24 protein-coding genes are annotated in these 23,262 nt (G+C 70.8%); 17 read left to right on the forward strand and 7 right to left on the reverse strand.

The genetic code is table 11. The annotated features are described in order from the left end of the window. Positions 1-87: 87 nt before the first annotated feature. Positions 88-2,586, forward strand: coding sequence for a hypothetical protein (locus V5F49_RS02875; protein WP_394114679.1), 2,499 nt, complete (start codon positions 88-90; stop codon positions 2,584-2,586). A 557-nt stretch (positions 2,587-3,143) separates the two neighbouring features. Beyond that, the gene (locus V5F49_RS02880; protein WP_394114678.1) at positions 3,144-3,554 is read left to right on the forward strand and encodes a hypothetical protein; all 411 of its coding nucleotides are present in this window, start codon (positions 3,144-3,146) and stop codon (positions 3,552-3,554) included. A gap of 70 nt (positions 3,555-3,624) precedes the next feature. Here the strand turns inward: V5F49_RS02880 and V5F49_RS02885 are convergent, their stop codons facing one another. Next, on the reverse strand, positions 3,625-4,530 hold the full coding sequence (locus tag V5F49_RS02885) for a peptidylprolyl isomerase (RefSeq protein WP_394114677.1): 906 nt from the start codon (positions 4,528-4,530) through the stop codon (positions 3,625-3,627). Between the two features lie 347 nt (positions 4,531-4,877). Here V5F49_RS02885 and rpmF point away from each other — a divergent pair, with 347 nt between their 5' ends. Together rpmF and V5F49_RS02895 are read left to right on the forward strand one after the other, a co-directional pair. Further along, complete coding sequence (gene rpmF, locus V5F49_RS02890) at positions 4,878-5,063, forward strand: 50S ribosomal protein L32 (protein WP_394114676.1); 186 nt, start codon at positions 4,878-4,880, stop codon at positions 5,061-5,063. 349 nt (positions 5,064-5,412) lie between these two features. Next, positions 5,413-5,814 (forward strand): hypothetical protein, encoded by a 402-nt coding sequence (locus tag V5F49_RS02895; RefSeq protein WP_394114675.1) that lies wholly within the window; start codon positions 5,413-5,415, stop codon positions 5,812-5,814. A gap of 415 nt (positions 5,815-6,229) precedes the next feature. Here V5F49_RS02895 and phaR read toward each other — a convergent pair whose 3' ends face one another. Then, positions 6,230-6,859 carry a polyhydroxyalkanoate synthesis repressor PhaR gene (gene phaR / locus V5F49_RS02900; RefSeq protein WP_394114674.1) on the reverse strand — a complete coding sequence of 210 codons (630 nt, stop codon included), beginning with the start codon at positions 6,857-6,859 and terminating at the stop codon, positions 6,230-6,232. A gap of 295 nt (positions 6,860-7,154) precedes the next feature. On the opposite strand from phaR, the gene V5F49_RS02905 reads away from it, so the two are divergent. Both V5F49_RS02905 and phbB read left to right on the forward strand, forming a co-directional pair. Further along, entirely contained in the window at positions 7,155-8,333 is a 1,179-nt protein-coding gene (locus tag V5F49_RS02905; RefSeq protein WP_394114673.1) for an acetyl-CoA C-acetyltransferase, read from the forward strand. Positions 8,334-8,539: 206 nt separating this feature from the next. After that, on the forward strand, positions 8,540-9,262 hold the full coding sequence (phbB, locus tag V5F49_RS02910; RefSeq protein ID WP_394114672.1) for an acetoacetyl-CoA reductase: 723 nt from the start codon (positions 8,540-8,542) through the stop codon (positions 9,260-9,262). Positions 9,263-9,356: 94 nt separating this feature from the next. On the opposite strand, the gene V5F49_RS02915 is transcribed toward phbB, so the two are convergent. Both V5F49_RS02915 and V5F49_RS02920 read right to left on the reverse strand, forming a co-directional pair. Beyond that, entirely contained in the window at positions 9,357-9,815 is a 459-nt protein-coding gene (locus V5F49_RS02915) for an acyl-CoA thioesterase (protein WP_394114671.1), read from the reverse strand. 109 nt (positions 9,816-9,924) lie between these two features. Beyond that, the gene (locus V5F49_RS02920; RefSeq protein ID WP_394114898.1) at positions 9,925-10,827 is read right to left on the reverse strand and encodes a methyltransferase domain-containing protein; all 903 of its coding nucleotides are present in this window, start codon (positions 10,825-10,827) and stop codon (positions 9,925-9,927) included. Between the two features lie 309 nt (positions 10,828-11,136). Between V5F49_RS02920 and V5F49_RS02925 the strand changes: the two genes are divergently transcribed. Together V5F49_RS02925 and V5F49_RS02930 are read left to right on the forward strand one after the other, a co-directional pair. Continuing rightward, positions 11,137-12,405 carry a glycerate kinase type-2 family protein gene (locus V5F49_RS02925; RefSeq protein WP_394114670.1) on the forward strand — a complete coding sequence of 423 codons (1,269 nt, stop codon included), beginning with the start codon at positions 11,137-11,139 and terminating at the stop codon, positions 12,403-12,405. Positions 12,406-12,651: 246 nt separating this feature from the next. Beyond that, complete coding sequence (locus V5F49_RS02930; protein ID WP_394114669.1) at positions 12,652-13,278, forward strand: GNAT family N-acetyltransferase; 627 nt, start codon at positions 12,652-12,654, stop codon at positions 13,276-13,278. Positions 13,279-13,346: 68 nt separating this feature from the next. Here V5F49_RS02930 and V5F49_RS02935 read toward each other — a convergent pair whose 3' ends face one another. After that, positions 13,347-13,676, reverse strand: coding sequence for an SMR family transporter (locus V5F49_RS02935; protein ID WP_394114668.1), 330 nt, complete (start codon positions 13,674-13,676; stop codon positions 13,347-13,349). A 158-nt stretch (positions 13,677-13,834) separates the two neighbouring features. On the opposite strand from V5F49_RS02935, the gene V5F49_RS02940 reads away from it, so the two are divergent. The 7 genes from V5F49_RS02940 (at position 13,835) to V5F49_RS02970 (ending at position 19,409) form a co-directional block, all read left to right on the forward strand. After that, positions 13,835-14,347 (forward strand): PaaI family thioesterase, encoded by a 513-nt coding sequence (locus V5F49_RS02940; protein ID WP_394114667.1) that lies wholly within the window; start codon positions 13,835-13,837, stop codon positions 14,345-14,347. After that, positions 14,347-15,060, forward strand: a complete 714-nt coding sequence (gene sfsA / locus V5F49_RS02945; RefSeq protein ID WP_394114666.1) for a DNA/RNA nuclease SfsA — start codon at positions 14,347-14,349, stop codon at positions 15,058-15,060. The genes V5F49_RS02940 and sfsA overlap by 1 nt, the downstream gene beginning before the upstream one ends. Before the next feature lie 331 nt (positions 15,061-15,391). Then, positions 15,392-16,441, forward strand: coding sequence for a L,D-transpeptidase (locus tag V5F49_RS02950; protein WP_394114665.1), 1,050 nt, complete (start codon positions 15,392-15,394; stop codon positions 16,439-16,441). Next, positions 16,441-17,433 carry a penicillin-insensitive murein endopeptidase gene (gene mepA, locus V5F49_RS02955; protein WP_394114664.1) on the forward strand — a complete coding sequence of 331 codons (993 nt, stop codon included), beginning with the start codon at positions 16,441-16,443 and terminating at the stop codon, positions 17,431-17,433. Before V5F49_RS02950 ends, mepA begins: the two co-directional genes overlap by 1 nt. 144 nt (positions 17,434-17,577) lie before the next feature. Further along, positions 17,578-17,865, forward strand: coding sequence for an HdeA/HdeB family chaperone (locus V5F49_RS02960; protein ID WP_394114663.1), 288 nt, complete (start codon positions 17,578-17,580; stop codon positions 17,863-17,865). A 93-nt stretch (positions 17,866-17,958) separates the two neighbouring features. After that, the gene (locus tag V5F49_RS02965; RefSeq protein ID WP_394114662.1) at positions 17,959-18,858 is read left to right on the forward strand and encodes an alpha/beta fold hydrolase; all 900 of its coding nucleotides are present in this window, start codon (positions 17,959-17,961) and stop codon (positions 18,856-18,858) included. 146 nt (positions 18,859-19,004) lie between these two features. Beyond that, positions 19,005-19,409 (forward strand): hypothetical protein, encoded by a 405-nt coding sequence (locus V5F49_RS02970; protein ID WP_394114661.1) that lies wholly within the window; start codon positions 19,005-19,007, stop codon positions 19,407-19,409. A 57-nt stretch (positions 19,410-19,466) separates the two neighbouring features. On the opposite strand, the gene V5F49_RS02975 is transcribed toward V5F49_RS02970, so the two are convergent. Continuing rightward, complete coding sequence (locus tag V5F49_RS02975) at positions 19,467-19,910, reverse strand: nucleoside deaminase (protein WP_394114660.1); 444 nt, start codon at positions 19,908-19,910, stop codon at positions 19,467-19,469. Between the two features lie 179 nt (positions 19,911-20,089). On the opposite strand from V5F49_RS02975, the gene V5F49_RS02980 reads away from it, so the two are divergent. Then, positions 20,090-22,081: a pseudouridine synthase gene (locus tag V5F49_RS02980; protein WP_394114659.1), complete on the forward strand. Its 1,992-nt coding sequence runs from the start codon at positions 20,090-20,092 to the stop codon at positions 22,079-22,081. A 16-nt stretch (positions 22,082-22,097) separates the two neighbouring features. Next, positions 22,098-22,649, forward strand: coding sequence for a 16S rRNA (guanine(966)-N(2))-methyltransferase RsmD (rsmD, locus tag V5F49_RS02985; protein ID WP_394114658.1), 552 nt, complete (start codon positions 22,098-22,100; stop codon positions 22,647-22,649). A gap of 212 nt (positions 22,650-22,861) precedes the next feature. Here rsmD and V5F49_RS02990 read toward each other — a convergent pair whose 3' ends face one another. Beyond that, positions 22,862-23,137, reverse strand: a complete 276-nt coding sequence (locus V5F49_RS02990; protein ID WP_394114657.1) for a metal-sensitive transcriptional regulator — start codon at positions 23,135-23,137, stop codon at positions 22,862-22,864. Positions 23,138-23,262: the final 125 nt, after the last annotated feature.

Here is a 23,262-nt window from a genome sequence, read left to right on the forward strand (position 1 = left end):
GCCGGCAGCGTGGCAAGCGCTGCCGGCCGTTGTCCGGCGCCCGCCGGGCATGTATTCTGCCCATGCGTGCGGGGACTGGAGGCACGCATGAGGATCGAGCCGATCGCGCCGCAGGCCGGGCAGCATGCTTCCCGGCAGCCTGATCCTTTTCCCCGGTCCCTTCCCGGCCGCATCTGGCGGCGCATCCTCGATTTCGCGCTGGTGCTGTGGGTGGTGCGGGTGCCGCTGGCGAGCGTCGTCCTCGGCCTCGCCCTCATGGCCTTCGTGACCCAGGCGCAGGACGTCACCCTCGATGTGGCCATGGCCGGCGCGCCGGTGGGGGCCGCCGCCGGCATCTCCCGGGCGATGGCGGCGCTGGCCGTGGCCGTCTTCGTGCTGTGGGCCATGCCGGTGCATTACGCCGCGCGCCTGCTGATGGAGACGGATGCCGGGCTGGCGGACCTGTGCGCCCGCCGCACCGCCGCCGCCCGCGCCGCGGGGAAGGACCGTGACCTCCCGATGGGCCTGATGGTGCGGCACGTGCCGCGCATCCTCGGCGCGCTCACCTTTGTGGCCATGGCCGTCGGCGCGTTCGCCGCCATAGCCAACCTGCCCACCCTCGCCGACCGGCCGGCCATGGATGCCGCCCGTGTGCAGCTGGTGCGGCTCGGCTGGGTGATGCTGGCCGCAGTGCCCGTCTTCTATGCCTACACGCTGATGCGCGGCGGCGCGCGGAAGAGCCGGCTGGCCCGGTTCGATGCCGCCCTCGGGCGCCGCCTCGCGGGCGTGTTCCGCCTGCTCGGCATCGAAAGCCGTCCGGGCGACCCGGCAGACGACCTCCACGCCACCGGCCGCGTGGTGCTGTTCGCCTATGCCGCGCTGGTGATCGTCGTTCTGGCCGCCAGCCCCCATTGGCTGGCCGCGCGGCTTCCCCTCGCCTTCGCCGTGCCGCTGATCTTCGGCGGCTGGGTGCCGATCCTGTCCTATCTCTCCTCGGTGGGGCGGCGCTTCCACGCCCCGCTCGTCACCGGCCTGTTCGTGGCGGGCGCCATCGGCGTCTATGTGTTCGGCGACAACCACGGCGTGCGCACCCTGACCGCCGAAGAGCCCGCCTATCGCCGCACCTCGCTGGCACAGGCGGTCCACCTGTGGATGCAGGCCAATGGCTGCGCGGAGGACCCCGGCGCCTGCCCGCGCCCCCTCATCGTCGCGGCGGCGGGCGGGGCGAGCCGCGCCGGTTTCTTCACCGCCAGCGTGATCGGCCATTTCCTCGATTTCGAGCGCCACCGGCAGGCCTTCGGCTTCACCCGCGCCGACGGCTCGCGGATCGCCCGCGCGGCGCGGGACGACGGGCGCTTCTCCCCCGAGGTGGAGCAGGCGCTGGCCGGGCAGGACATGGCCACCCGCATCTTCGCCATCTCCGGCGTGTCGGGCGGGTCCTACGGCGCGGCGGTGGTGGCTGCGGCTCTGGGCGCGCGGGCCGGCAACGCTCCGCCCTGCCCCGCCGTTCCGCCCGCCCACTGGTTCGGCGGTGCCATCGGCGGCTGGCGCGACTGCCTCGAATCCATGACCGGCGGGGATTACCTCACCGCCACCTTCTTCGGCCTCGCCTTCCACGATCAGGTGCAGCTGTTCCTGCGCGATCGGGCGGCGCTGCTGGAGGAGGCCTGGGAGCACAGCTTCTCCCGCCATGTGGCGGACGCCGGTGGCAAGGCCCTGCCGGATGCCGCCGGGCGCATGGCGGCGCCATTCCTCGGCGCACCGCGCGATCCGGCGCGGTGGGTGCCGTTCCTGGTGCTGAACGGCACCTCGGTGGAGACCGGCCAGCGCATCGTCACCACCGACCTGCTGCCCACCTTCGCCGCGGCCGGACGCTGCCCCTCGGGCGGGCCGAACGCCGAGTGCCCCATCTTCACCCACGCCATCGACTTCCACGGGCTGGTCCGGTCGGACCTCGACGTGCGCCTTTCCACCGCCGCCACCAATTCCGCGCGCTTTCCGGTGATCTCCCCGCCGGGCTCCATCTACCAGGTGGACACGGACGTGGTGGATCGCATCGTGGACGGAGGCTACTTCGAGAATTTCGGCGCCCAGAGCGCGCTGGAGCTGGCCCAGGCCATCACCGACGTGGAGCCGCGCCTCGCCCCGTTCATCCTCGTCATCTCCAACGATCCGGCCAGCGTGCTCACCGAGGAGCGCACCGCGCGCGGCGTGGTGGTGCCGGATGCGGAGGACCATGCCGCCTTCACCGAGGTGGGCGGCCCCGTGGGCGCCATCGGCGCGGTGCGCAGCGGGCGGGGGCGCCTCGCGGTGGCCGGAGCGGCCTACTGGCTCGACCAGCGCTTCGGCACCCGCTGCGCCGCCAGCCTCGCGCAGATCAAGGTGTGGCCCGAGGCGGCGGACGGGCGCTGCCCGGTCGGCTCCGCCACGCCGGAGAAGATCCGCGACGTCTCCATGAGCTGGTGGCTCTCCAAGCCGGTGCAGATGAACCTGCACGAGCAGCTGGAGCCCACCGCAGACCGCTGCAACAACGCCGTGGCCGTGGAAGCGGTGTGGACCGCCCTCGCCACCCCGTCCCGCACCTGCACCGGCGCGCCGCAGCGCTGAGGGGCGACAGGGAGTGGGCGGCAGGGAGTGGACGGCGGGAGCGGGCTGCAGGTTGCATCGCGATCCCCCGCGGGCGCACGGCGCGGAGGCACGGACGCTTGCCCCCGCCGACAGCCGGCGAACACGGCCCGTGCGCGCCCCGCGCGGCTTCGTCCGGAGCCGCCTCCCAGAGGCCATTTCCACCATCTTCAGCGATGGCGCGGAGGTGCCCGCGCAATTCCCATGGAAGCGACAGCGCCAGACGCGCGAGGGGCGCGGAGGCAGGCGGCCATCGCCGCCGAGGCCGGAACCTCGGGCCACCACGCGCCCGCTCGGTGACCGGCCGGAACGCAGTCGGAAGGCGGATCGGGGCCGGTCCCGGCCACCGCGCCGGCCTGCCCTCGACCCGGCACCCGCATCCCCGGACGCGCCACGGTTCTGCCTTTCCCGGCCGCGACGCCGTTTCGCGCCACGGCGCCCGTGCGGAACAGGGGAAATCCACTAGACTTTGCCCGTTTCAGCCTGCCGCCGGGCCGCCCGGCGGCACCCTTTTCATTCGCCTGATTGGAGGAGACGCCATGGCGCGCGCCCTTGTCGCCTATCTCGCCCGCGCGGACGTGCCCGCCCGCGATGCCCTGCAGACCGCCATCGACGCCCTGAAGCTGAAGCTGATGCTGGACGACGGCTATGTGCCGTTCGAATCGTCCGGCTACCTGCCCCGCACGCTCGACGGCGAGGATGCCGGCTTCACCCTGCGCTTCCGCGCCGCCGACGCCCCGGCCCCCGCCCTTGCCGGGGCGCTCGCGGCGCGGGACGTGGCCATCGATCTGCGCTGGAGCGGCGATGTGCGGGAGGAGATCAGCGCCCTCGGCGTCTGCGCCGCGCTCGCCGCAAGCTTCGGCGCCCTGGTGGTGGAAGCGGAGAAGGACACGCCCCTCGACGCCGCAAAGCTCAAGGCGCGGGCGAAGGCGGCTCTGGAGGAGATCTGACGCAGCGCCGACGGACGCAAGAATCAAAAGGGGGCGCCGAAGCGCCCCCTGTCGTTGGCCGCGACGCGGCTCACTTCTTGGCGGGATCGGCCGCGGGGGCCGGCGCCGCGGGGGTCGCGGGCGCGGCCGGGGCGGCGGTCTTCTCCACCTTGGCGTCGGTGCGCAGCTTGGTGACCATGTCGGCCTGGGCCTTGCGCACGAGGTACTGCTCCACCTGGTCCTCGACCTGCTCGTAGCTCGGAACCGGCTTCTGGCGCTTGTCCTCCACCTTGATGACGTGCCAGCCGAACTGCGTCTTCACCGGATCGGAGACCTGGCCCTTCTCCAGCTTGAAGGCCGCCTCGGCGAACTCCGGCACCATCTGCTCCTTGGTGAAGTAGCCGAGGTCGCCGCCGTCGTCGGCGCTGTCCTTGGAGTTTTCCTTGGCGAGCTTGGAGAAATCCTCGCCGGCCTTGGCCTTCTTGGCGATTTCCTTGGCCTTGGTCTCGTCCTCCACCAGGATGTGGCGGGCGCGCACCTCGGCCTCGGCCGGGGCGGACTTGACGAACTCGTCATAGGTCTTGCGCTTGGCCTCGGCGGTCACCGCCTTCTTGGCCTCCTGCATCATCATGGCTTCCATGAGCGCCTTGGTGCGCGCATAGGCGAGGCGCTGCTGGAATTCGGGGCTCTGGTCCAGCTTCTGGGCCTCGGCGGCCTTGGCCAGAAGGGTCATGTCGGTGAGGAAGGAGAGCACATACTCCTCCCGCTGCGGGCCCTGCAGCTGGGGCGGCAGACCGCCGCCGATATCCTCGAGCGCGATGGTCACCTCGCTCTGGCGGATGGGCGTTCCGTTGACGGTGGCGACCACCGGGTCGGAGGCCGGGGCCGCCTGCGCGGCGGGCGCGGCCTGCTGCGCCAGCGCGGCTCCGACGCCGGCGACGGAGACCGACGCGGCCAGCGCGGCGGCGAAAAGACGGGTGCTTGCGGAACGCATCATGGGTCCGGTTTCCTCGGAATGTCTTCGGGCTGCCCGAAGCGGGGCGCAACCTCGCGCAGCACTCCTTGACTGACAAGAGGGCATTGTTGGGGCATAGGGGATGGATGAAGACGCGGCGGGAAATCGGCGCGGCGGGGCTTTCGCTCCGCAGCGCGAGCCTGTATAAGGCGCGCCTTCAATCGGGAATGCTGAATGCTCGGCGAGCCCCGCGCGCCCCGCCCCGGCGGGTTGCACCTCGGCTCTCCGGCGACGTGTTCGCCGACCACGGGTTTCATGAGCCGGAAGGCCGCCGCAGTCGATCGTCGACCCACGCGTCCTTCACGTTACGCCGTTCAGGAGTTTGGACAATGGCTGTCCCGAAGAGAAAGACCTCGCCGTCCCGTCGCGGCATGCGCCGTTCGGCCGACGCGCTGAAGCAGCCCACCTATGTCGAAGACAAGGATTCGGGCGAGCTGCGCCGTCCCCACCACATCGACCTGAAGACCGGCATGTATCGCGGTCGCCAGGTCCTGAAGGTGAAGGCCGAGGCCTGACCGGCGGGCGCCGGCATGCCGGCGCCTCCCGCTTGTGCCGAGCCTGATGGACGCGCGCCCCGCGTCCGCGTCATGGCGCCTTCGGGCGCCTTTGTCGTTTGTGCGCCTCGTTGTCGTTTGTGCGCCGCGATTGTGCGCCCGCATGGTACCGCGCGCGATCTGTCGGGCCGCGGCAAGCTTCCCGTCTGCCGATTCTCGCCGCGCCCTCCGGTCCGGGAATCGCGCCCCCGCATTTCCCCTCGGGCAGGGCGAGGCCGTGACTTTCCGCGGCTGATGTGTCACCCAGTCCGCTGCACCGCGGCGAGCATCCGAGGATTCGCTCGCGCGGCCAACGGCCCGAGGAGCACACATGCTGACGCCCGTCCCGTTGCTGATCGTCCCCCTCGCGATCTACAACATCATCGCCTTCCTGATGCCCGGCATGGAATGGACGACCACGCTGACGACGGTTTCCATGCTGTCGGGGGCGGAGTGGACCATCAGCATGGCCGAGGCCTTCGTGGCGCTCAGCCTGTTCTTCCTGTTCTTCGAGATCCTGAAGGCGACGCGCATCACGTCGCGCTCCATCATCGATCACATGCTGTCCATGCTGGTGTTCGTGGTGGGCATCACCGAGTTCCTGCTGGTGCGCCAGGCCGGCAACTCCGTGTTCGCCCTGCTGCTGTGCATCATGCTGCTGGACGTGGTGGCCGGCTTTTCGGTGTCGGTGCGCGTGGCGCAGCGCGATTTCTCGGTCGAGCCGCGCGAATAGGCCGGCCTGCGCCGCGGGAATCGGCTGGAGCGATCCGAAGGCGGATCACTGTCCGCGATCGAGGGAAATGCGGCCGGCTTCGACGGGATCGATCCGCGGTGCGGCACCTGCCTGCTCCGTCTTGTCCCCGCTCCGTCTTGTCCCTGATGCGCGCCGGCTTGGGCGGCCGATGGATGGCGCCCAAGTTAAGAGCGCCCGAGTGAAGGGCGCCCGGGCGAACAGGTTCATGCGCAAAACGGGCCGGGAACGCCTCAGCTGTGGGCGCGCCTAGCGCTGCGGCGCAGCGGCCCGCGCGCAGCGGGGCCGGACCTTGGCCTTGAATTGAATCGCGCCAATGCCTCCGGGCGCGGCTCCTGCCTGCACCCCAAGGGAAATCCGGCGCCGGGCTCTCTCGAACAGCGGCGCCGGACCCATCTCAGCCGTTGCTGTCGTCCGGCTTGGCCTCGCCCTTCGGCACCAACTGCTCGAGCTTGGCCTGCATGTCCGCCATCTGGCGCTTGAGCGCGTCCAGCTCGTCGGTCCGCTCGGCCGGAGCCGGGGCAGCAGGCGTGGCAGCAGGGGGCGTCGTGGCGGGTGCTGCGGCGCCTTCCTCGCCCTTCGGGAAGGGCAGGAACATGTGGAAGGCGCGCTCGAACATGTCCATGTTGCGGCGAACATGGTCGTCCAGGCCAGAAAATCCGCCGCCCGTCAGCGTCTTCGTGACGTGATCGCGAAATTTTTCCTGGTCCTTGGTGAAGCTGTCGATGGACGCTTCCAGATAGCGCGGCACCAGCATCTGCATGCTGTCACCGTAAAACCGGATGATCTGCCGCAGGAAAGCGATGGGCAGAAGATTCTGACCCTTGTTTTCCTGCTCGAAGATGATCTGGGTCAGCACGGAGTGAGTGATATCCTCGCCGTTCTTGGCGTCGTACACCACGAAATCCTCGCCATCCTTCACCATGTTGGCGAGATCTTCGAGGGTCACGTAGGTGCTGGTCCCCGTGTTGTAGAGACGGCGGTTGGCGTATTTCTTGATGGTGACTGGCTCTGTAGACTTTGCCATCGTCCGGTCATCCGTTTTCCTTGCTCGGATCGGCAGGTTAGGGCGTTTTTATGGGCAGAGCTACCACTTTGTGTGCGATGCCCGCGTCCATTGTGCACACGCGCCAGACACGCGCCGTTGTGTCTTGCGCACGTCGCACAGACGAAGGTTGAATCCCGTCGCGGGCTTCTCGCCCTTGCCATGAGGTGGGTCATTGACACATCGTCCGGCCCGGCCACGATAGGGGCCGAGTTTTCAACACCTCACGTCCAATGAGGCGCAAAGCCGCCCGCCCGATCTTCCCCAGGAGAGAAACATGAAGGACGAGGTCGTCATCGTCGGCGCAGTGCGCACCCCCGTCGGTTCGTTCAACGGCGCACTGGCGCCGCTGCCCGCGCATGAGCTCGGCGCCATCGCCATCAAGGCCGCGCTGGAGCGGTCCGGCATTCCGGTGGATCAGGTGAGCGAGGTGATTCTCGGTCAGGTGCTCACCGCCGCCCAGGGCCAGAACCCCGCCCGCCAGGCGTCGCTCAAGGCCGGCGTGCCGATCGGCGCCCCTGCCTATGAGGTGCAGATGGTGTGCGGCTCGGGCCTCCGCTCGGTCGCGCTCGGCGCTCAGGCCATCGCCAACGGCGACAGCGAGGTGGTGGTCGCCGGCGGTCAGGAATCCATGAGCCAGTCCACCCACGCCGCGCACCTGCGCAATGGCGTGCGCATGGGCAACGCCGATTTCGTGGACACCATGATCAAGGACGGCCTGTGGGATGCCTTCAACGGCTACCACATGGGCAACACCGCCGAGAACGTGGCCAAGGAATTCCAGATCACCCGCCAGGAGCAGGACGAGTTCGCCGTCGCCTCCCAGAACAAGGCGGAAGCGGCCCAGAAGTCCGGCCGGTTCAAGGATGAGATCGTCCCCGTCACCATCTCCACCCGCAAGGGCGACGTGGTGGTGGACGCCGACGAGTACATCCGCCACGGCGCCACCATCGAGGCCATGGCCAAGCTGAAGCCCGCCTTCGCCAAGGACGGCTCCGTCACCGCCGGCAATGCCTCGGGCATCAACGACGGCGCGGCCGCCGTGGTGCTGATGAGCGCCGCCCGCGCCAAGGCCGAAGGCAAGACCCCGCTGGCCCGCATCGTCTCGTGGGCGCAGGCCGGCGTGGATCCGTCCGTCATGGGCACCGGCCCCATCCCGGCCTCCAAGCTGGCGCTGGAGAAGGCCGGCTGGTCCAAGGACGACCTCGACCTGATCGAGGCCAACGAGGCGTTCGCCGCCCAGGCCATCGCGGTGAACAAGGGCCTCGGCTGGGACACCTCGAAGGTGAACGTGAACGGCGGCGCCATCGCCATCGGCCACCCCATCGGCGCCTCCGGCACCCGCGTGCTGGTTACCCTGCTGCACGAGATGCAGAAGCGCGATGCCAAGAAGGGCCTTGCCACCCTGTGCATCGGCGGCGGCATGGGCATCGCCATGTGCGTCGAGCGCGACTGACCGGTCCGGCTCCGGCCCGCGCGGGACATGCGTTCCCGGCGGGCCGGCCCCGGCCGCTTCGGCGCCCGCGGTCCGCGACGTTCCATCGCGGCCGGCTGTTTTCCGGGAGAAAGATTCGCTTGCTAAGTCCCGACCCGGGTGTGGCTCGATCCGCCCGGGACGGGTGCTGCTACGTCAGGTCGAGCCAATAGAGCGAGGAGGGAACCATGGGACGCGTCGCATTGGTCACGGGCGGCACGCGGGGTATCGGCGAGGCGATCTCGGTCGCGCTGAAGAGCGCTGGCTACACGGTGGTCGCGAATTACGCCGGCAACGACGAGGCCGCCAAGGCCTTCACCGAGAAGACCGGCATTCCCGCCTACAAGTGGGACGTCTCCGATTTCGAATCCTGCAAGGCCGGCCTCGCCAAGGTTGAAGCCGAGGTGGGTCCCGTCGAGGTGCTGGTGAACAACGCCGGCATCACCCGTGACGGCCAGTTCCACAAGATGTCGCTGGAGCAGTGGCAGGCGGTGATCAACACCAACCTGAACTCTGCCTTCAACATGACCCGCCCGCTGATCGAGGGCATGCGCGACCGCAAGTTCGGCCGCATCGTCTGCATCTCGTCCATCAACGGGCAGAAGGGCCAGTTCGGCCAGACCAACTATTCCGCAGCCAAGGCCGGCGAGATCGGCTTCGTGAAGGCGCTGGCGCAGGAAAATGCCAAGCTCGGCATCACCGCGAACGTCATCTGCCCCGGCTACATCGCCACCGAGATGGTGCGCGCGGTGCCCGCGGAGGCTCTGGCCAAGATCGTCGCGACCATCCCGGTCGGCCGCCTCGGCGAGCCGGAGGACATCGCCCGCGCCGTGGTGTTCCTGGCCTCCGACGAGGCCAGCTTCATCACCGGCTCGACGCTGACCATCAACGGCGCCCAGTACATCGTCTGATCCGGCCGGCGCCCGCCGCCGCGCGCGGCCGTCCGGGCCGCTTCCGCCATATGTCGCCATGCCCCGGCTCGTCCGGGGCATGTGCGTTTCAGGCTCACACCACGAGGGGCACCAGCAGCGCCCGCACCGGGTCTGGAATCGGCACCGGGCGCTGGCTGGCGCGATCCACATAGACATGGACGAAGTGCCCCTGCGCCGCCGCGCGCGGGTCCTCCCCCTGGAACAGGGCGATCTCGTAGCGCACCGAGGAGGAGCCGAGCTTCGACACCCGCATGCCGGCGATGACCGGTGCCGGATAGGTGAGGCTGCGGAAATAGGTGCAGCGCGTCTCCACCACGAGGCCGATGACAGGGCTCGTCTGCGGGTCCAGCGCGCCGGCGGCCACGAGCTGCTCGTTCACCACCGTGTCGAAGTAGGAATAATAGACCACGTTGTTCACGTGGCCGTAGACGTCCACGTCGGCCCATCGCGTGCTGATGGAGCGCAGATGGCTGAAGCCGTCGATGAGAACGGGCTCCTCCCGCCCGCCGCCGGTCCCGGACTGTCCGCTCATGCGTTTCCCCCGCTGCTGATGCGTCCCCCGTTCTAGAGCACGTCCCGCCTGCAGGGCACCTCTAAAGCTTCAGAAGGCATTGCCCCGCGCGCCATCGCGACCGGGGCGATCAGCCGCCGGCCCCCTCGTCCGGCGGCAACGGCACTTCCCGCGCGCCGAGCGCATCGGCAAGGCGCATCCGCGCGGAGCCAGGCCGCATGGGCTTCTGCTGGCTCTCGTGCGGGGCCCACCCCAGCAGATAGACGATCTCGAACGTGGCGCGCAGGCGGCCGTCGGGATCGGCGAATCGTTCCGCATACACCTCGGCCGCCCGCAGCAGGGTGGCGCGGCGCAACGGCACGCGCCGGCGTTCGGCGAGCGCGTTGGCCGCTCCCATGCGCCGCAGATCGGCGAACAGGGAGAAGGGATTGGCGTAGCGCACCACCACGCGGTCCACGTCCGTCACCGGCAAAGCGAAGCCGGCCCGCTGCAGCAGCGCGCCGAGGTCGCGCACGTCCGCGAACGGTGCGACACGCGGCGAGAGGCCGCCCGTGGTCTCGCTCTCGGCGATGGCGAAGGACTGGCGCAGCTCGGCGAGGCTGCCGCCGCCGAGCAGCGCGCCGAGGAACAGCCCGTCGGGCCGCAGCGCGCGGCGCACCTGCGCCAGCACGCCGGGCAGGTCGTTGACGCTCTGCAGCGACAGCGCCGATACGATGAGATCGAGCGACGCCGGCGCGAACGGCAGCGCCTCCTCGTCGGCCACCAGATCCGCGCGCGCCCCCTCGATCGCCAGCGGTGCCGCCCGCAACAGGCGCCCGACTCCTGCATGGCCGGCCAGCGCCCGGGCAAGGGCATCGGCCGGCGTGCCGAGATCCACCGCCGTCTCGAACCGGCGCTTCACCGCGGCGAGCCGATCCGCCATGTCCTCCGCCACCCGCTCCAGCAAGAAGGGCTCGGGGCCGATGCGGGCAGCGCGCGCGAGGCGGCGGCGGACCAGGGGCCGGTCGAAGACGAGGTGGGGCGCATCGCTCATGCCGCCCATATAGGCGCTCGCCGCCGCCGATGCACCACACCTCGGAGCCCCGGAGGCCAGGATGGCGGGGGCCCGATGCCGTCCCCTCGGGACGCGCCGCAAGCAGCGCGCGTAACCCGGCGCCGCTCCCGGGCGCACAAAGTCCGGCGGCCACGGAACGCCGCCCGGCGACCGCCCGGCCGTCACCTTGCGCACGGCATTAAAGGTCCCTTTCGCTTCCCGGCATTGATCGACCGCCGGCCGGCCGGTACAGCCGATGGGAAAATAATCGCAATTCCGCGCCCCGGCCGGCGCGGGCGGGAGGACGCCATGGCGAGTGAGACCCTGTCCGACAGGGACATCCTTCTCGGCCTGTTCGACGCGGCGCTCGCTGCAGCGCTGCCGGAAGGCAAATTCAGGGATCGCCTGCCGGCCCCGCCCGACGTGGCCAAGGGCGGTCGCACCATCGTCATCGGCGCCGGCAAGGCCTCCGCCCGCATGGCGCGCGCGTTCGAGGCGGAATGGGGCCGCCCGTGCGAGGGGCTCATCGTCACCCGCTATGGCCACGGCTGCGAGACCCAGCATATCGAGATCGTCGAGGCCGCCCACCCGGTGCCCGACCAGGCCGGCCTCGATGCCGCCCGCCGCATCCTGGAGCTCGCCCGCAGCGCCGGGCCGGATGATCTGGTGGTGAGCCTCATGTCGGGCGGCGCCTCGGCGCTGCTGACCCTGCCGGCGGAGGGCCTGACGCTGGAGGACAAGCAGGCGCTGAACAGCGCGCTGCTGAAGTCCGGCGCGCCCATCGGCGTGATGAACCGGGTGCGCAAGTCGGTTTCCGCCATCAAGGGCGGGCGCCTCGCCGCCGCCATCGCACCGGCACGGGCGGTGACCTACCTCATCTCCGACGTGCCGGGCGACGATCCGGCCGCCATCGGCTCCGGCCCGACCATTCCCGAGGCGTCCGATCCCGATGCGGTGCTCGAGCTCATGCGCGCCTGGGGCATCGCGGTGACGGAGCGGCTGGAGCGGGTGATCCGCGCCAACACCGTGGACGGCGCCGCCCTGCCCGGCCAGGAGGTGCACATGATCGCCACGCCGCTGATGGCGCTCGAGGCCGCGGCCACCCGCGCCCGCGCCTATGGCCTCACCCCGCTGATCCTCGGCGACGCCATCGAGGGCGAGGCGCGGGAAGCCGCCATCGTGTTCGCCGGCATCGCTAATTGCGCCGCCGCCCACGGCATGCCGGCGGCCGCGCCCTGCGTGCTGCTCTCGGGAGGCGAGACCACCGTCACCGTCCGCGGCAAGGGCCGGGGCGGCCGCAGCGTCGAGTTCCTGCTGGCCCTCGCCATCGCGCTGAAGGGGCGGGAGGGGGTCTCCGCCATCTCCTGCGACACCGACGGGGTGGACGGCACCGAGGACAATGCCGGCGCCTGGTTCGATTCGGCGGTGCTGGAGGAGGCGGCGCGGAAGGGCGCCAATCCCGCCGCCTACCTCGCCAACAACGATGGCTACAGCTTCTTCTCGGCCCTCGACCGTCTGGTCATCACCGGGCCGACCCTGACCAACGTGAACGACTTCCGCGCCATCCTGGTGCGGTAGGCGGCCCGCCTTCGGCACTGCAACCGCAGGTGCGCGAGGCCTGTGGCAGCGACCTAGCCGCGCTGCGCTGGACGCATGGCGTAATTTTATTGATTTAAATCAATCATCTATGCCGCATGAGCCGGATTTTGGTCAGGAGATTGCCCTATTCGTTAAGGTCAGGGGTATTGACCTTTGCTGCAATGCACATAAGTTCCGTTGCGGAGGAACCGGGGGCTTTCCAAGACGCCAAGTCTGGAGACTACCATGACCGAACAGGTCGCACCGGGGATCATCCGCAAGCTTTGGACCGGAGAGGCCGCGCTGTTTCGCGATCATCTCCTGAGGCTCGATCAGGAGAGCCGCCGGTCCAGGTTCGGCTCTGCGGTATCCGCCGAGTTTGTTGAGCGCTATGCGTCGCGGGTGTTCCGCACCGGCGCCATCGTGCATGGGTGCTTCGTGGACGGCGAGCTGCGTGCCGCCGCCGAGCTGTACCCCATGGGCGATGTGCTGCCGGGCGAAGCGGAAGCCGCCTTCAGCGTGGAGCGCGAATATCAGAATCACGGCCTCGGCAGCCTGCTGCTGGAGCGCGTGATCCTCACCGCCCGCAATCGCGGCATCCGCACGCTGTGCATGAACTGCCTGGCCCACAACCGGCGGATGCAGCAGATCGCGCGGAAGTTCGACGCGGAGCTGACGTTCGACACCGACGAGGTCGTCGCCGAGCTCACCGCCCCCTTCCCCACCGCGCTCTCGCTGGCGCAGGAAGCGGCGGCGGATGCGCAGGGCATGGCCGGTGCGGTGCTGCAGGCGCAGCGCCTGGCCACCGGCCGGCTGTTCGACCTGCTGATGCCCGAGAGCGCTCGCGACGAAGGCGAGCTCGTCACCGGCTGATCACCCCGTCTGCCCCGACGGCAAGGCGGCGCCCCAGGGCGCCGCCTTTTCTTTCGTTGCCTGCTTGTTCAATGGGCGACGCTCTTCGACAGAATGTTGATCACCAGCACCCCGGCGATGATGAGCGCGAGGCCGACCAGCGCCGGCAGGTCGAGCTTCTGGCCGTACCAGAGCCAGGCGATGGCGGTGACCAGGACGATCCCCACCCCGGACCAGATGGCATAGGCGATGCCCACCGGCAGCTCGCGCAGGGTGAGGGACAGGCAGTAGAAGGCTGTCGCATATCCCAGCACCACCAGCGCCGAGGGCCCCACACGGCTGAAGCCCTCCGTCGCCTTGAGGGCGGACGTGGCGATGACCTCCGCCACGATGGCGATGGCAAGGTAGAGATAGCTCATGGGCGGCGTTCCGGTGGGCGGGGTGGTGCCCGACAAGGGACGCGCGCCACGCCCCTGTCAACGCGGCACAAGGGCCGGCCGCCGCCCCGCGGGAGATGCGCGCCGAGGCCGAACTCGGCTATGGTCGCGCGACACCTTCCCACCCTCCCCCGGTGCCCATGACCTCCCAGCCTCCTCCGCATCCCGGCCCGCATCCCGCGCCCGCCGCCTTCGCGCCCGCCGATCCCGCCTACGAGACCAAGGTGCGCGACAGCTTCGCCCGCCAGCCGTTCATGGACACCATCGGCGCCCACCTCGGCGCGGTGGCGCCGGGACGGGTGGAGGTGGTGCTGCCGTTTTCCGCGCGCGTCACCCAGCAGCACGGCTTCTTCCACGGCGGCTCCATCGGTGCCATCGCCGACACGGCGGGCGGCTATGCCGCCTTCTCCCTGTTCCCGCCCGGCTCGACGGTGCTGACGGTGGAATACAAGATCAACATCATGGCGCCCGGCCGGGGCGAGCGGCTGGTGGCGGTGGGCGAGGTGGTGCGCTCCGGGCGCACGCTCACCATCGTGCGGCTCGATGTGCACGCCGAGCAGGACGGCGCCCGGGTCCATGTGGCGAGCGGCAGCCAGACCCTCATCTGCCTGCACGGCCGCAGCGACGACGCGGCCGGGCCCGCGCGCGGCTGATGCTGTTCGCCACGCCTCTGATCGAAGGCCGCCTGGTCCGGCGCTACAAGCGCTTCCTCGCGGACGTGGTGCTGGAGGACGGCACCGAGACCACCGCCCACGTGGCCAATTCCGGCGCCATGCTGGGGCTGGATGCGCCGGGCAGCCGGGTCTGGCTCTCCCGCTCCGCCAACCCCGCGCGCAAGCTGCCGCTGAGCTGGGAGCTGGTGGAGGCGGATTTCGGCGCCGGACCGGAGCTGGTGGGCGTCAACACCATGCACCCCAACCTGCTGGTGGCCGAGGCCATCGCCTCCGGCCGCGTGCCGGAGCTGGCCGGCTATGCGCGCCTCAGGCGCGAGGTGCGCTATGGCCGCGCGAGCCGCATCGACATCCAGCTGGAGGACGACGCCCGCCCGCTGTGCCTCGTGGAGGTGAAGAACGTCCACCTCATGCGCACCCCCGGCCGGGCCGAATTCCCCGATTGCGTGACCGCGCGCGGTGCCAAGCATCTCGACGAGCTGGCGGAGGAGGCAGGCCGCGGCAACCGGGCGGTGATGGTCTATGTCAGCCAGATCGGCTCGGCTGAGGCCATCGCCCTCGCCCGCGACCTCGACGGCGCCTACGGCCGCGCCTTCGACCGCGCTCGCGGTCTCGGGGTGGAAGCGCTCGGCCTCGCCTGCCGCGTCACGCCGGAGGGGATCGCGGTGGAGCGGGCGGTGCCGATGGTGGGGTGAGGGGTCAGGGGTGAGGGGTGCCCGCGCGAATCTGCCCGCATGCCATTTTGAGCGATGCGCCCCCGGCGAACGGCGCAGGAGCCGCCGGAACGCTGCCGTGCCGGCCTCGCCACCCAACCGCCCCGCCGCGATGCGGCTCCCGGCAGGGAAGACGGCGGCGCGACGGGCGCGGGCCGGCGCGTTCCGGATGCAGGGGCCACGGCGGCATGGACAGGGCCGGCCGGGCGCGCCACACATGGAGCGTTAACGCATTGTCGTCACGCGATGGCGTATCCGTTTCGCTGGACCCTGCCTTGGCCGAACCCGCCCCATTCACACGTGGGAGATCCTCATGCCGCTCCTCCACCGCCTGAGCCGGCGCGGCGCCCTCAAGCTCGGCACGACGCTGGCCGGCGCCCTGATGCTGGATGCGCTGCTGCCCGTCGTCGCCGCCAACGATCCCGACATCGCCGCCATCAAGGCCATGAAGCCGGGCGAGTGGGTGTGGTATCCCGAGCGCGCGCCGGACGGCTTCGTCGCCATCGTGGTGAACCTGTCGGACCAGCGCGGCTACGTCTATCGCAACGGCGTGCGCATCGGCGTCACCACCGTGTCCACCGGCAAGGAGGGGCACCAGACGCCGACCGGGGTGTTCACCATCCTCGGCAAGGATGTGGACCACCACTCCTCCATCTACAACAACGCTTCCATGCCCTACACGGAGCGCCTCACCTGGTCCGGCGTCGCGCTGCATGCGGGCGGACTGCCGGGCTATCCCTCCTCGCACGGCTGCGTGCATCTGCCGCTCGCTTTCTCCAAGCTGGTGTTCGGCATCACCCATCTGGGCACGCCGGTCATCATCGCCGACAGCCATTCGGCGCCGGAGGACGTGCTCCATCCCGGCCTGCTCATGGGCGAGGGGCTGGAGCAGCAGCTCGCCGTCGCCGCCACCGGCCAGGGCGCGCCGCCGGAGGATCAGGCGCAGGTGGCGGCCGCGGCCGGCGCTGCGGTCCCCATCGCGCCCGCCCCGCCGGAGCCGGTCTCCATGGTGGTGAGCGGAGCGGACAGGACCATCACCGTGCTGCGCGGCGCCCAGACCACGGTGCAGGGTCCGGTGACCATCCGCGATCCGCAGACGCCGCTCGGCAATGTGGTCTACGTGCTCATGAGCAAGGACGGCGCCGCCCCGCGCTGGAGCGCCGTGTCCTACGAGGGCGGCAACGCGCCGGCCGGCGCGGCCCAGAAGGCGCTGGCGCGCATCGCCGTGGACCCCTCCATCAACCGGCAGGTGGCGGCGCTGGTGACGCCCGGCGCCACCCTGTTCGTCACCGACCTGCCGGCCCACCCCGGCACCCGCAGCGACGGCGACTTCGTCATCCTCACCCACAAGGCCACGAGCTGATGGCTGCCGCCCTTTTGGCAGGCCGCACGCGCTCCCGCGCCGCGCGCCCCATCGCGCGCCCCCTGCTCCGGGCGGCGGGGCTCACCCTGCTCGCCGGCCTGCTCGCCGGCCCGGGCGCGGCCCGGGCGCAGCAGCTGGCGCCGCCCGCCGGCCTTGCCGCCGGCGGCGGGGCCGCGAAGCCTGCGAGCGCGAGCACCCCCGCCAAGGAGCTGTTCGGCCGGGTGGATGGGCCCGCCCCCCTCGCGGCCCGTTCCATCGGCTTTTATTCCAAGGGCTGCCTTGCCGGCGGCGAGGCGCTGCCGGTGAACGGGCCGAACTGGCAGGTCATGCGCCTGTCGCGCAACCGCAACTGGGGCCACCCGGACCTCGTCGCCTTCCTGGAGCGGTTCTCCGCGCAGGTGCCGAAGGTGGCGGGATGGAACGGCATCCTCGTGGGCGACATGGCGCAGCCGCGCGGCGGGCCCATGCTTACCGGACACGCCTCACACCAGGTGGGGCTCGATGCCGACATCTGGCTGACCCCGAGCCCCGGCCGCGAGCTGACGCGGGACGAGCGCGAGAAGCTCTCCGCCTCGATGATGGTGCGCGCGGACCGCAAGGACATCGACCCCGCCAACTGGCGCCCCGACCACTGGAAGGTGGTCCGCGCCGCCGCGCTCGATCCGCGGGTGGAGCGCATCTTCGTCAACGCCGCCATCAAGAAGGCGCTGTGCCGCGAGGCGACCGGCGACCGCTCCTTCCTCGCGAAGGTACGGCCTTACTGGGGCCACGACTACCACATGCACGTGCGCCTCACCTGCCCGGCCGGCAGCCCCGAGTGCCGCGCGCAGGAGGCGCCGCCCACCGGCGAGGGCTGCGGCGCCGAGCTGGACTGGTGGTTCACCGACGAGGTGCTGCACCCGAAGCCGGAGAAGGAGCCGTCCAAGCCCAAGCCGCCGCTGACGCTGACCGACCTGCCCCCCGCCTGCGCCGCCGTGCTCGGCGCGCGCTGAGCGCGCGCCTGCCTGCCGCTCCTGCTGCGCGCCATCGCGCGATCTTGCTCCGGAAAGGCCGCCCGTCACCGCTGGCGCGGGTTCGCGCCCGGGCGCATGATGCGGCAGCCGGCCGGCAAGGCCGCAGCTTCCCGGGAGGGCGCAATGGTGAAACATCTGGTCGTCGCGGCCGTTATCCTGCTGGCGGGGCTTCATCCCGCTGCGGCCGAAAAGTGGGACCTCTCCACCATGACCTGCCAGCAGTTCCTCCAGGCGGACAAGCCGACCATCACCATCATCCTCACGTGGCTCGACGCCTACTACAAGGACGACGACGCCCCGCCGGTGATCGATACCGACACCTTCGTGGCGAATGCCGAGAAGCTCGCGGCCTATTGCGCGTCCGCGCCCAGCGTCGGCCTCATCACCGCCGCCGACGAGGTGTTCGACTGATCGACGCCGGGCCCGGTCCGCGCATCGGGCCGCCCTGCCGCATCGCTCCCGTCCCAGCCGCCCCCGGCGCCGCGCCGGCGAGAAGGAGGCACCATGTCCGACCTGTCCGACCTGTATCCCGGCTTCGAATCCCACTACGTGGATTCCAGCGCCGGCCGCATCTTCCTGCGCCAGGGCGGGTCCGGCGCGCCGCTGCTGCTGCTCCACGGCTTCCCGCAGAGCAACGTCATGTGGCACCGCATGGCGCCGAAGCTCGCGCAGCAGCACACGCTGATCATTCCCGACCTGCCCGGCTACGGCTGGAGCGCGGCGCCGGAGGCCGGCGAGGGCCATGCGCCCTATTCCAAGCGCGCCATGGCCGCTGCCATGGTGGAGGTGATGGAGCGCCTCGGCTTCGCCCATTTCGCGCTGATGGGGCACGATCGCGGCGCGCGGGTCGGCTACCGGCTCGGCCTCGACAATCCCGGCCGGCTGGACCGGCTGGTGCTGCTCGACATCGTGCCGACCTACGTCATGTGGCACCGCATGGACCGGGCGCGCGCGCTGCAGGTGTACCACTGGTCCATGCTGGCGCAGCCGAAGCCCCTGCCGGAGAAGCTGATCGGCTCCAAGCCCGCGTGGTTCCTCGACTGGACCATGGCCAGCTGGACCGCGAACAAGGATCTCTCGGCCTTCGACCCCCGTGCCATGACGCACTATCGCGCCGCCATCTCCTCCCCGGACCGGCTGACCGCCATGTGCGAGGACTACCGCGCCGGCGCCACCATCGACCTCGCCCATGACGAGGCGGACATCGCCGCCGGGCGCACCCTCTCCTGCCCGGTGTTCGTGGCGTGGGGCAGCTCCGGCATTCCGGCCCGCGGGGCGAGCCCGCTGGAGGCGTGGAAGGCGTTCGCGCCGGATGTCACCGGCGCCGGCATCGAGTGCGGCCACTTCCTCGCCGAGGAGGCGCCGGAGCGCACGCTCGCGGCGGTCCTGCCCTTCCTCGCCTGACCGCGGCGCGGCAGCCAGGCGGCACCGCCCGGCACCGCGCCATCCCCCAAACGGCGGATGAAGTTCCCTTCGGCTTCCCCAAGCATCAGGGCAGCCACGGATGTCGCGCGCCAGAAGAGCGGCGGCATGATCCGGAGGGATATGCCATGAAGACCACAGCACTATCCATCGTCATCTTGACCATTGCCACGCTCATGCTTGGCCATGAAACCGCCTATGCGGCGAACCGCTACGGCATCGCCTGCATCTACAACCGTACCGCAACCACCATCAATTACGCCATCCAGGTGGGTGACGGCGCGTGGAACGCGTATTCCATCGCGCCCGGCGGGACCCGCTGGTTCTCGCACACCTACGACCGGCAGAACGAGAACCGCTCGCCGGACCTGCGGGTGCGGTTCGATTCCGATCTGCGGCAGGGCCGCTTCAACATCACCTACAAGCTGCAGCGCCGTGCCACCCAGGGGCAGAGCTGCGCCGAAGGCAAGGCCTACGCCTTCCAGTATGAGCCGAACAATCGCAGCTTCATCGACCTGAAGGCGGTTCGATAATCCGTCCGCCGCCCCGCCGGGGCGGCTGCGCCCCGGCGGAGCCGCCTCCGGTGGCGTTCAGCGCCGATCGCGGAAGAAGGCCTTGAGCACCTCGGCCGCCTGCCGCTCGGCAATGCCGCCGTAAACCTCGGGCGCGTGGTGGCAGGTGGGCTGCGAATAGAAGCGCGGGCCGTGCTCCACCCCCCCGCCCTTGGGATCGGACGCGCCGAAATAGAGCCGCCGGACGCGCGCGAACGACAGCGCAGCCGCGCACATGGCGCAGGGCTCCAGCGTCACGTACAGGTCGCAGTTCAAGAGCCGCTCCGACTTCAGCAGCCCCCCGCCCGCGCGCAGCACCAGCATCTCCGCATGGGCGGTGGGATCGTTCAGCTCGCGGGTGCGGTTGCCGTCGCGGGCGATCACCTCCGCCCCGCGCACCAGCACGGCGCCCACCGGCACCTCGCCGCGCTCCGCCGCCGCGCGCGCCTCGTTCAGCGCCATCTGCATGAAGGTTCCGGACATGCTGCCCCTGTCGTCCCGCGCCCCGTCCATCGCCGCGCTCGCGGCGCGGACCGGGCTGTGCTAGAGCATTTTTCCGTTCCGTTGAATCGCGGAGATGCGCAAGACCCTTTTGCTTGATGCGTTTTCTTCACGCGACCCGGTTGCCCTCTTCGCCCGAAAACGCCCTGGCCCATTCCTGCATGCCGCGCACATCCCCGCCCCGCAAGGACAAGAACCGCGTTCCGCGCCAGAAGCGCGAACTGCCAGCCGCCGCCCCGAAGGAGGCCGAGCGCGTCGCCAAGGTGGTGGCCCGCGCCGGGCTCGGCTCGCGCCGCGAGATCGAGGAATGGATCGAGGCAGGGCGCGTGGCCGTGAACGGCGAGGTGCTCACCAGCCCCGCCGTCACCGTGACGGCCGAGGACACGATCACCATCGACGGCGAGCCTTTGCCGGAGCGCGAGCGCACCCGCCTCTTCATCTATCACAAGCCGCGCGGCGTCGTGACCACCAACCGCGACCCCGAGGGCCGCACCACGCTGTTCGAGATCCTGCCGCAGGGCCTGCCCCGCCTCGTCAGCGTCGGCCGGCTCGACCTGAATTCCGAAGGCCTGCTGCTGCTCACCAACGACGGCGGCCTCGCCCGCGTGCTGGAGCTGCCCGAGACCGGCTGGCTGCGCCGCTACCGCGTGCGCGCCAATGGCGAGGTGAACCAGGCCCAGCTCGACGCGCTCATCAAGGGCATCACGGTGGACGGGGTGGAGTATGGCCCCATCGAGGCCGAGCTCGACCGCGTGCAGGGCGCCAATTGCTGGATCACCGTCTCCCTGCGCGAGGGCAAGAACCGTGAGGTGCGCAACGTGCTCGGGGCACTCGGCCTGAAGGTGAACCGGCTGATCCGCGTCTCCTACGGCCCGTTCCAGCTGGGCGAGATCGCCGAGGGCGCCGTCGAGGAGGTGCGCACCCGCGTGCTGCGCGACCAGATCGGCGCGGATCTCGCGGCCGCCGCCGGCGCGGACTTCGAAGGCCCGCTCGTCGAGCGCGAGGTGGAGGAGGAGCGCCCCCGTCCGGCGCCGCGCCCCGCCGGCCGCAAGCAGGCTGCCGCCGACACGGCCGGCGGCCTCAAGAAGCCGGCCCGCCGCTCGACGCGCGACGAGGATTTCGCCGCCCCGGCGGAGGATTTCATCCATCCCGCCGGCCCGCGCCCGCGTCGGCGCGCCAGCGAGGAGCGCGATACCGAGCGCGTCGGCACGGTGGCCGACCGCAAGGGCCGCGCGGTGAAGGTGGAGCGTGTGGTCGCCTCCAAGGAAGGGCCCGCGCGCGGCGGCAAGCCGGGGGGCCGAGGGCCCGGCCGCAGGGGTCCGCCCGAGCTCGACACCCGCCCGCCCCGCCGCGACGACGCCCGCCGCTCCGGATCGGGCGAGGAGCGGCCGCGTCGCGGATATGGCGACGAAGGCGGCTTCAAGCGCTCCGGTCCCCGCCGCGACGACGAGCGCGCGCAGGGCGGCCGCGCCTATGGCGTGCGCTCGGAAGGTCGCAGCGGCGGATATGAGGACAAGCCGGCCCGCGGCCGCGCCCGTCCCGAAGGCCGGGACTATGAGGACCGGCCGCGCCGTGGCCCCGCAGGGGAGCGCTCGTCGAGCGAGCGCCCGAGCGGCGACCGTCCGTTCCGCCCTCGTCCGGAGGGACGCGGAGGATATGAGGACAAGCCAGCCCGTGGCCGCGCCCGTCCCGAGGGCCGGGACTATGAGGACCGGCCGCGCCGTGGCCCCGCAGGGGAGCGCTCGTCGGGCGAGCGCCCGAGCGGCGACCGTCCGTTCCGCCCCCGTCCCGAGGGACGCGGCGGATATGAGGACAAGCCGGCCCGCGGTCGTGCCCGTCCCGAAGGCCGGGACTATGAGGACCGGCCGCGCCGTGGCCCCGCAGGAGAGCGCTCGTCGGGCGACCGCCCGAGCGGCGACCGTCCGTTCCGCGCGGGCGGCGAGCGGCCGGCGGGGCGTGGCTTCGGCGATGGCGGCGGCAAGCCGGGCGGATTCAAGGCTGGCGGCAAGCCAGGTGGCAAGCCCGGCGGGAAGTTCGGGGCCAAGCCCGGCGGACGTCCGGGTGGCCCCGCGAAGGGCGCCCCCCGTGGTGGCAAGCCGGGTGGTGGCAAGCCCGGTGGCGGCAAGCCGGGCGGCCCGCGCGGCAAGCGCTGAGCCGAGGCGCTGATCCATGCGCATCGTCGGCGGCTCGCTCAAGGGGCGCACGCTGAAGGGCCCGTCATCGAGCCTCACGCGGCCCACCTCGGACCGGCTGCGGGAGAGCCTGTTCAACATGCTCGCCCACGCTTATGGCGATCCCTGCGACGGCGCGCGGGTGCTGGACCTGTTCGCCGGCACCGGCGCGCTGGGCATCGAGGCGGTCTCGCGCGGGGCGCGGCTCGCCCTGTTCGTGGAAGAGGCGGCGGAAGCGCGCGGCCTCATCCGCGACAATGTGGAGGCGCTGGGCCTCACCGGCGTCACCAGGATCTTCCGTCGCGACGCCACCCGCCTCGGCGACATGGGGCCGGGCGAGGCTTATGGACTGGTGTTCTGCGATCCGCCCTACGGCAAGGGCCTCGCCGAGCAGGCGCTGGCCGGGGCGCTGGCGGGCGGATGGCTGACCGACGATGCGCTGGTGATCGTCGAGGAGCGCACGGGCGCATTCGTGACGCCCGAAGGCTTCCACGAGATCGAGCGCCGCGCCTATGACGAGAGCGAGCTGATCTTCCTGGAACGGGCCTGAGCCGCGACGCGATCCCATCGCCTCATGGCTTGCATGCCCCCGGGGAGCTGGCTCACGGGAGCTCGCTTCAGGACGTCCGCTCGCCCGAGCGCCGCCGACGCGCGGGATGAGCGCATTCCCGCGCCGGACCGCCGGTTTGCGCGAATCTATCTTTAGATCAATACCCTGGGTCATTCCGCCCGCCACGCGGAAGGCACGAGACGCACGCGGCCTCAGCGCTCGACGCGGACGATCACATCCATCAGTTCGGCCACCTTGCGCCGCTGGTCCTCCGCATCGCCGGAGCGGATGGCATGCTCCACGCAATGGGCCACATGCTCGCGCAGCACTTCCTCCTCCACCCGCTTGAGCGCGGCGCGGACGGCGGAGATCTGGGTGATGACATCGATGCAGTAACGGTCCTCCTCCACCATGCGGGAGAGACCGCGCACCTGGCCTTCGATCCGGCTCAGACGCTTGAGAACCTGTTCCTTGTTCGGACTGTGCATGCTTGCCATATACCCCCGATGGGTATATTCAGCAAGCAGAATACCCCCCTGGGGTAATTGCGCAGCCTGAACATGAGCCAGCGCAAGGCCGCTGTTCGCGAAATGGCCTTCTGCTGGCACCCGCA

Origin of the sequence: Xanthobacter lutulentifluminis (assembly GCF_043194675.2) — a bacterium.
In the GTDB taxonomy this organism is placed as follows: Bacteria; Pseudomonadota; Alphaproteobacteria; order Rhizobiales; family Xanthobacteraceae; genus Xanthobacter.

Coding starts and splice junctions, on each gene's coding strand:
- V5F49_RS02950 (WP_394114665.1), top strand. CDS start 15,392: ATGCCGCTCCTCCACCGCCTGAGCCGGCGCGGCGCCCTCAAGCTCGGC.
- V5F49_RS02980 (WP_394114659.1), top strand. CDS start 20,090: ATGCCGCGCACATCCCCGCCCCGCAAGGACAAGAACCGCGTTCCGCGC.
- V5F49_RS02960 (WP_394114663.1), top strand. CDS start 17,578: ATGGTGAAACATCTGGTCGTCGCGGCCGTTATCCTGCTGGCGGGGCTT.
- V5F49_RS02935 (WP_394114668.1), bottom strand. CDS start 13,676: ATGAGCTATCTCTACCTTGCCATCGCCATCGTGGCGGAGGTCATCGCC.
- V5F49_RS02915 (WP_394114671.1), bottom strand. CDS start 9,815: ATGAGCGGACAGTCCGGGACCGGCGGCGGGCGGGAGGAGCCCGTTCTC.
- mepA (WP_394114664.1), top strand. CDS start 16,441: ATGGCTGCCGCCCTTTTGGCAGGCCGCACGCGCTCCCGCGCCGCGCGC.
- rpmF (WP_394114676.1), top strand. CDS start 4,878: ATGGCTGTCCCGAAGAGAAAGACCTCGCCGTCCCGTCGCGGCATGCGC.
- phaR (WP_394114674.1), bottom strand. CDS start 6,859: ATGGCAAAGTCTACAGAGCCAGTCACCATCAAGAAATACGCCAACCGC.
- rsmD (WP_394114658.1), top strand. CDS start 22,098: ATGCGCATCGTCGGCGGCTCGCTCAAGGGGCGCACGCTGAAGGGCCCG.
- V5F49_RS02970 (WP_394114661.1), top strand. CDS start 19,005: ATGAAGACCACAGCACTATCCATCGTCATCTTGACCATTGCCACGCTC.
- sfsA (WP_394114666.1), top strand. CDS start 14,347: ATGCTGTTCGCCACGCCTCTGATCGAAGGCCGCCTGGTCCGGCGCTAC.
- V5F49_RS02965 (WP_394114662.1), top strand. CDS start 17,959: ATGTCCGACCTGTCCGACCTGTATCCCGGCTTCGAATCCCACTACGTG.
- V5F49_RS02930 (WP_394114669.1), top strand. CDS start 12,652: ATGACCGAACAGGTCGCACCGGGGATCATCCGCAAGCTTTGGACCGGA.
- phbB (WP_394114672.1), top strand. CDS start 8,540: ATGGGACGCGTCGCATTGGTCACGGGCGGCACGCGGGGTATCGGCGAG.
- V5F49_RS02925 (WP_394114670.1), top strand. CDS start 11,137: ATGGCGAGTGAGACCCTGTCCGACAGGGACATCCTTCTCGGCCTGTTC.
- V5F49_RS02875 (WP_394114679.1), top strand. CDS start 88: ATGAGGATCGAGCCGATCGCGCCGCAGGCCGGGCAGCATGCTTCCCGG.
- V5F49_RS02880 (WP_394114678.1), top strand. CDS start 3,144: ATGGCGCGCGCCCTTGTCGCCTATCTCGCCCGCGCGGACGTGCCCGCC.
- V5F49_RS02975 (WP_394114660.1), bottom strand. CDS start 19,910: ATGTCCGGAACCTTCATGCAGATGGCGCTGAACGAGGCGCGCGCGGCG.
- V5F49_RS02990 (WP_394114657.1), bottom strand. CDS start 23,137: ATGCACAGTCCGAACAAGGAACAGGTTCTCAAGCGTCTGAGCCGGATC.
- V5F49_RS02920 (WP_394114898.1), bottom strand. CDS start 10,827: ATGAGCGATGCGCCCCACCTCGTCTTCGACCGGCCCCTGGTCCGCCGC.
- V5F49_RS02895 (WP_394114675.1), top strand. CDS start 5,413: ATGCTGACGCCCGTCCCGTTGCTGATCGTCCCCCTCGCGATCTACAAC.
- V5F49_RS02940 (WP_394114667.1), top strand. CDS start 13,835: ATGACCTCCCAGCCTCCTCCGCATCCCGGCCCGCATCCCGCGCCCGCC.
- V5F49_RS02905 (WP_394114673.1), top strand. CDS start 7,155: ATGAAGGACGAGGTCGTCATCGTCGGCGCAGTGCGCACCCCCGTCGGT.
- V5F49_RS02885 (WP_394114677.1), bottom strand. CDS start 4,530: ATGATGCGTTCCGCAAGCACCCGTCTTTTCGCCGCCGCGCTGGCCGCG.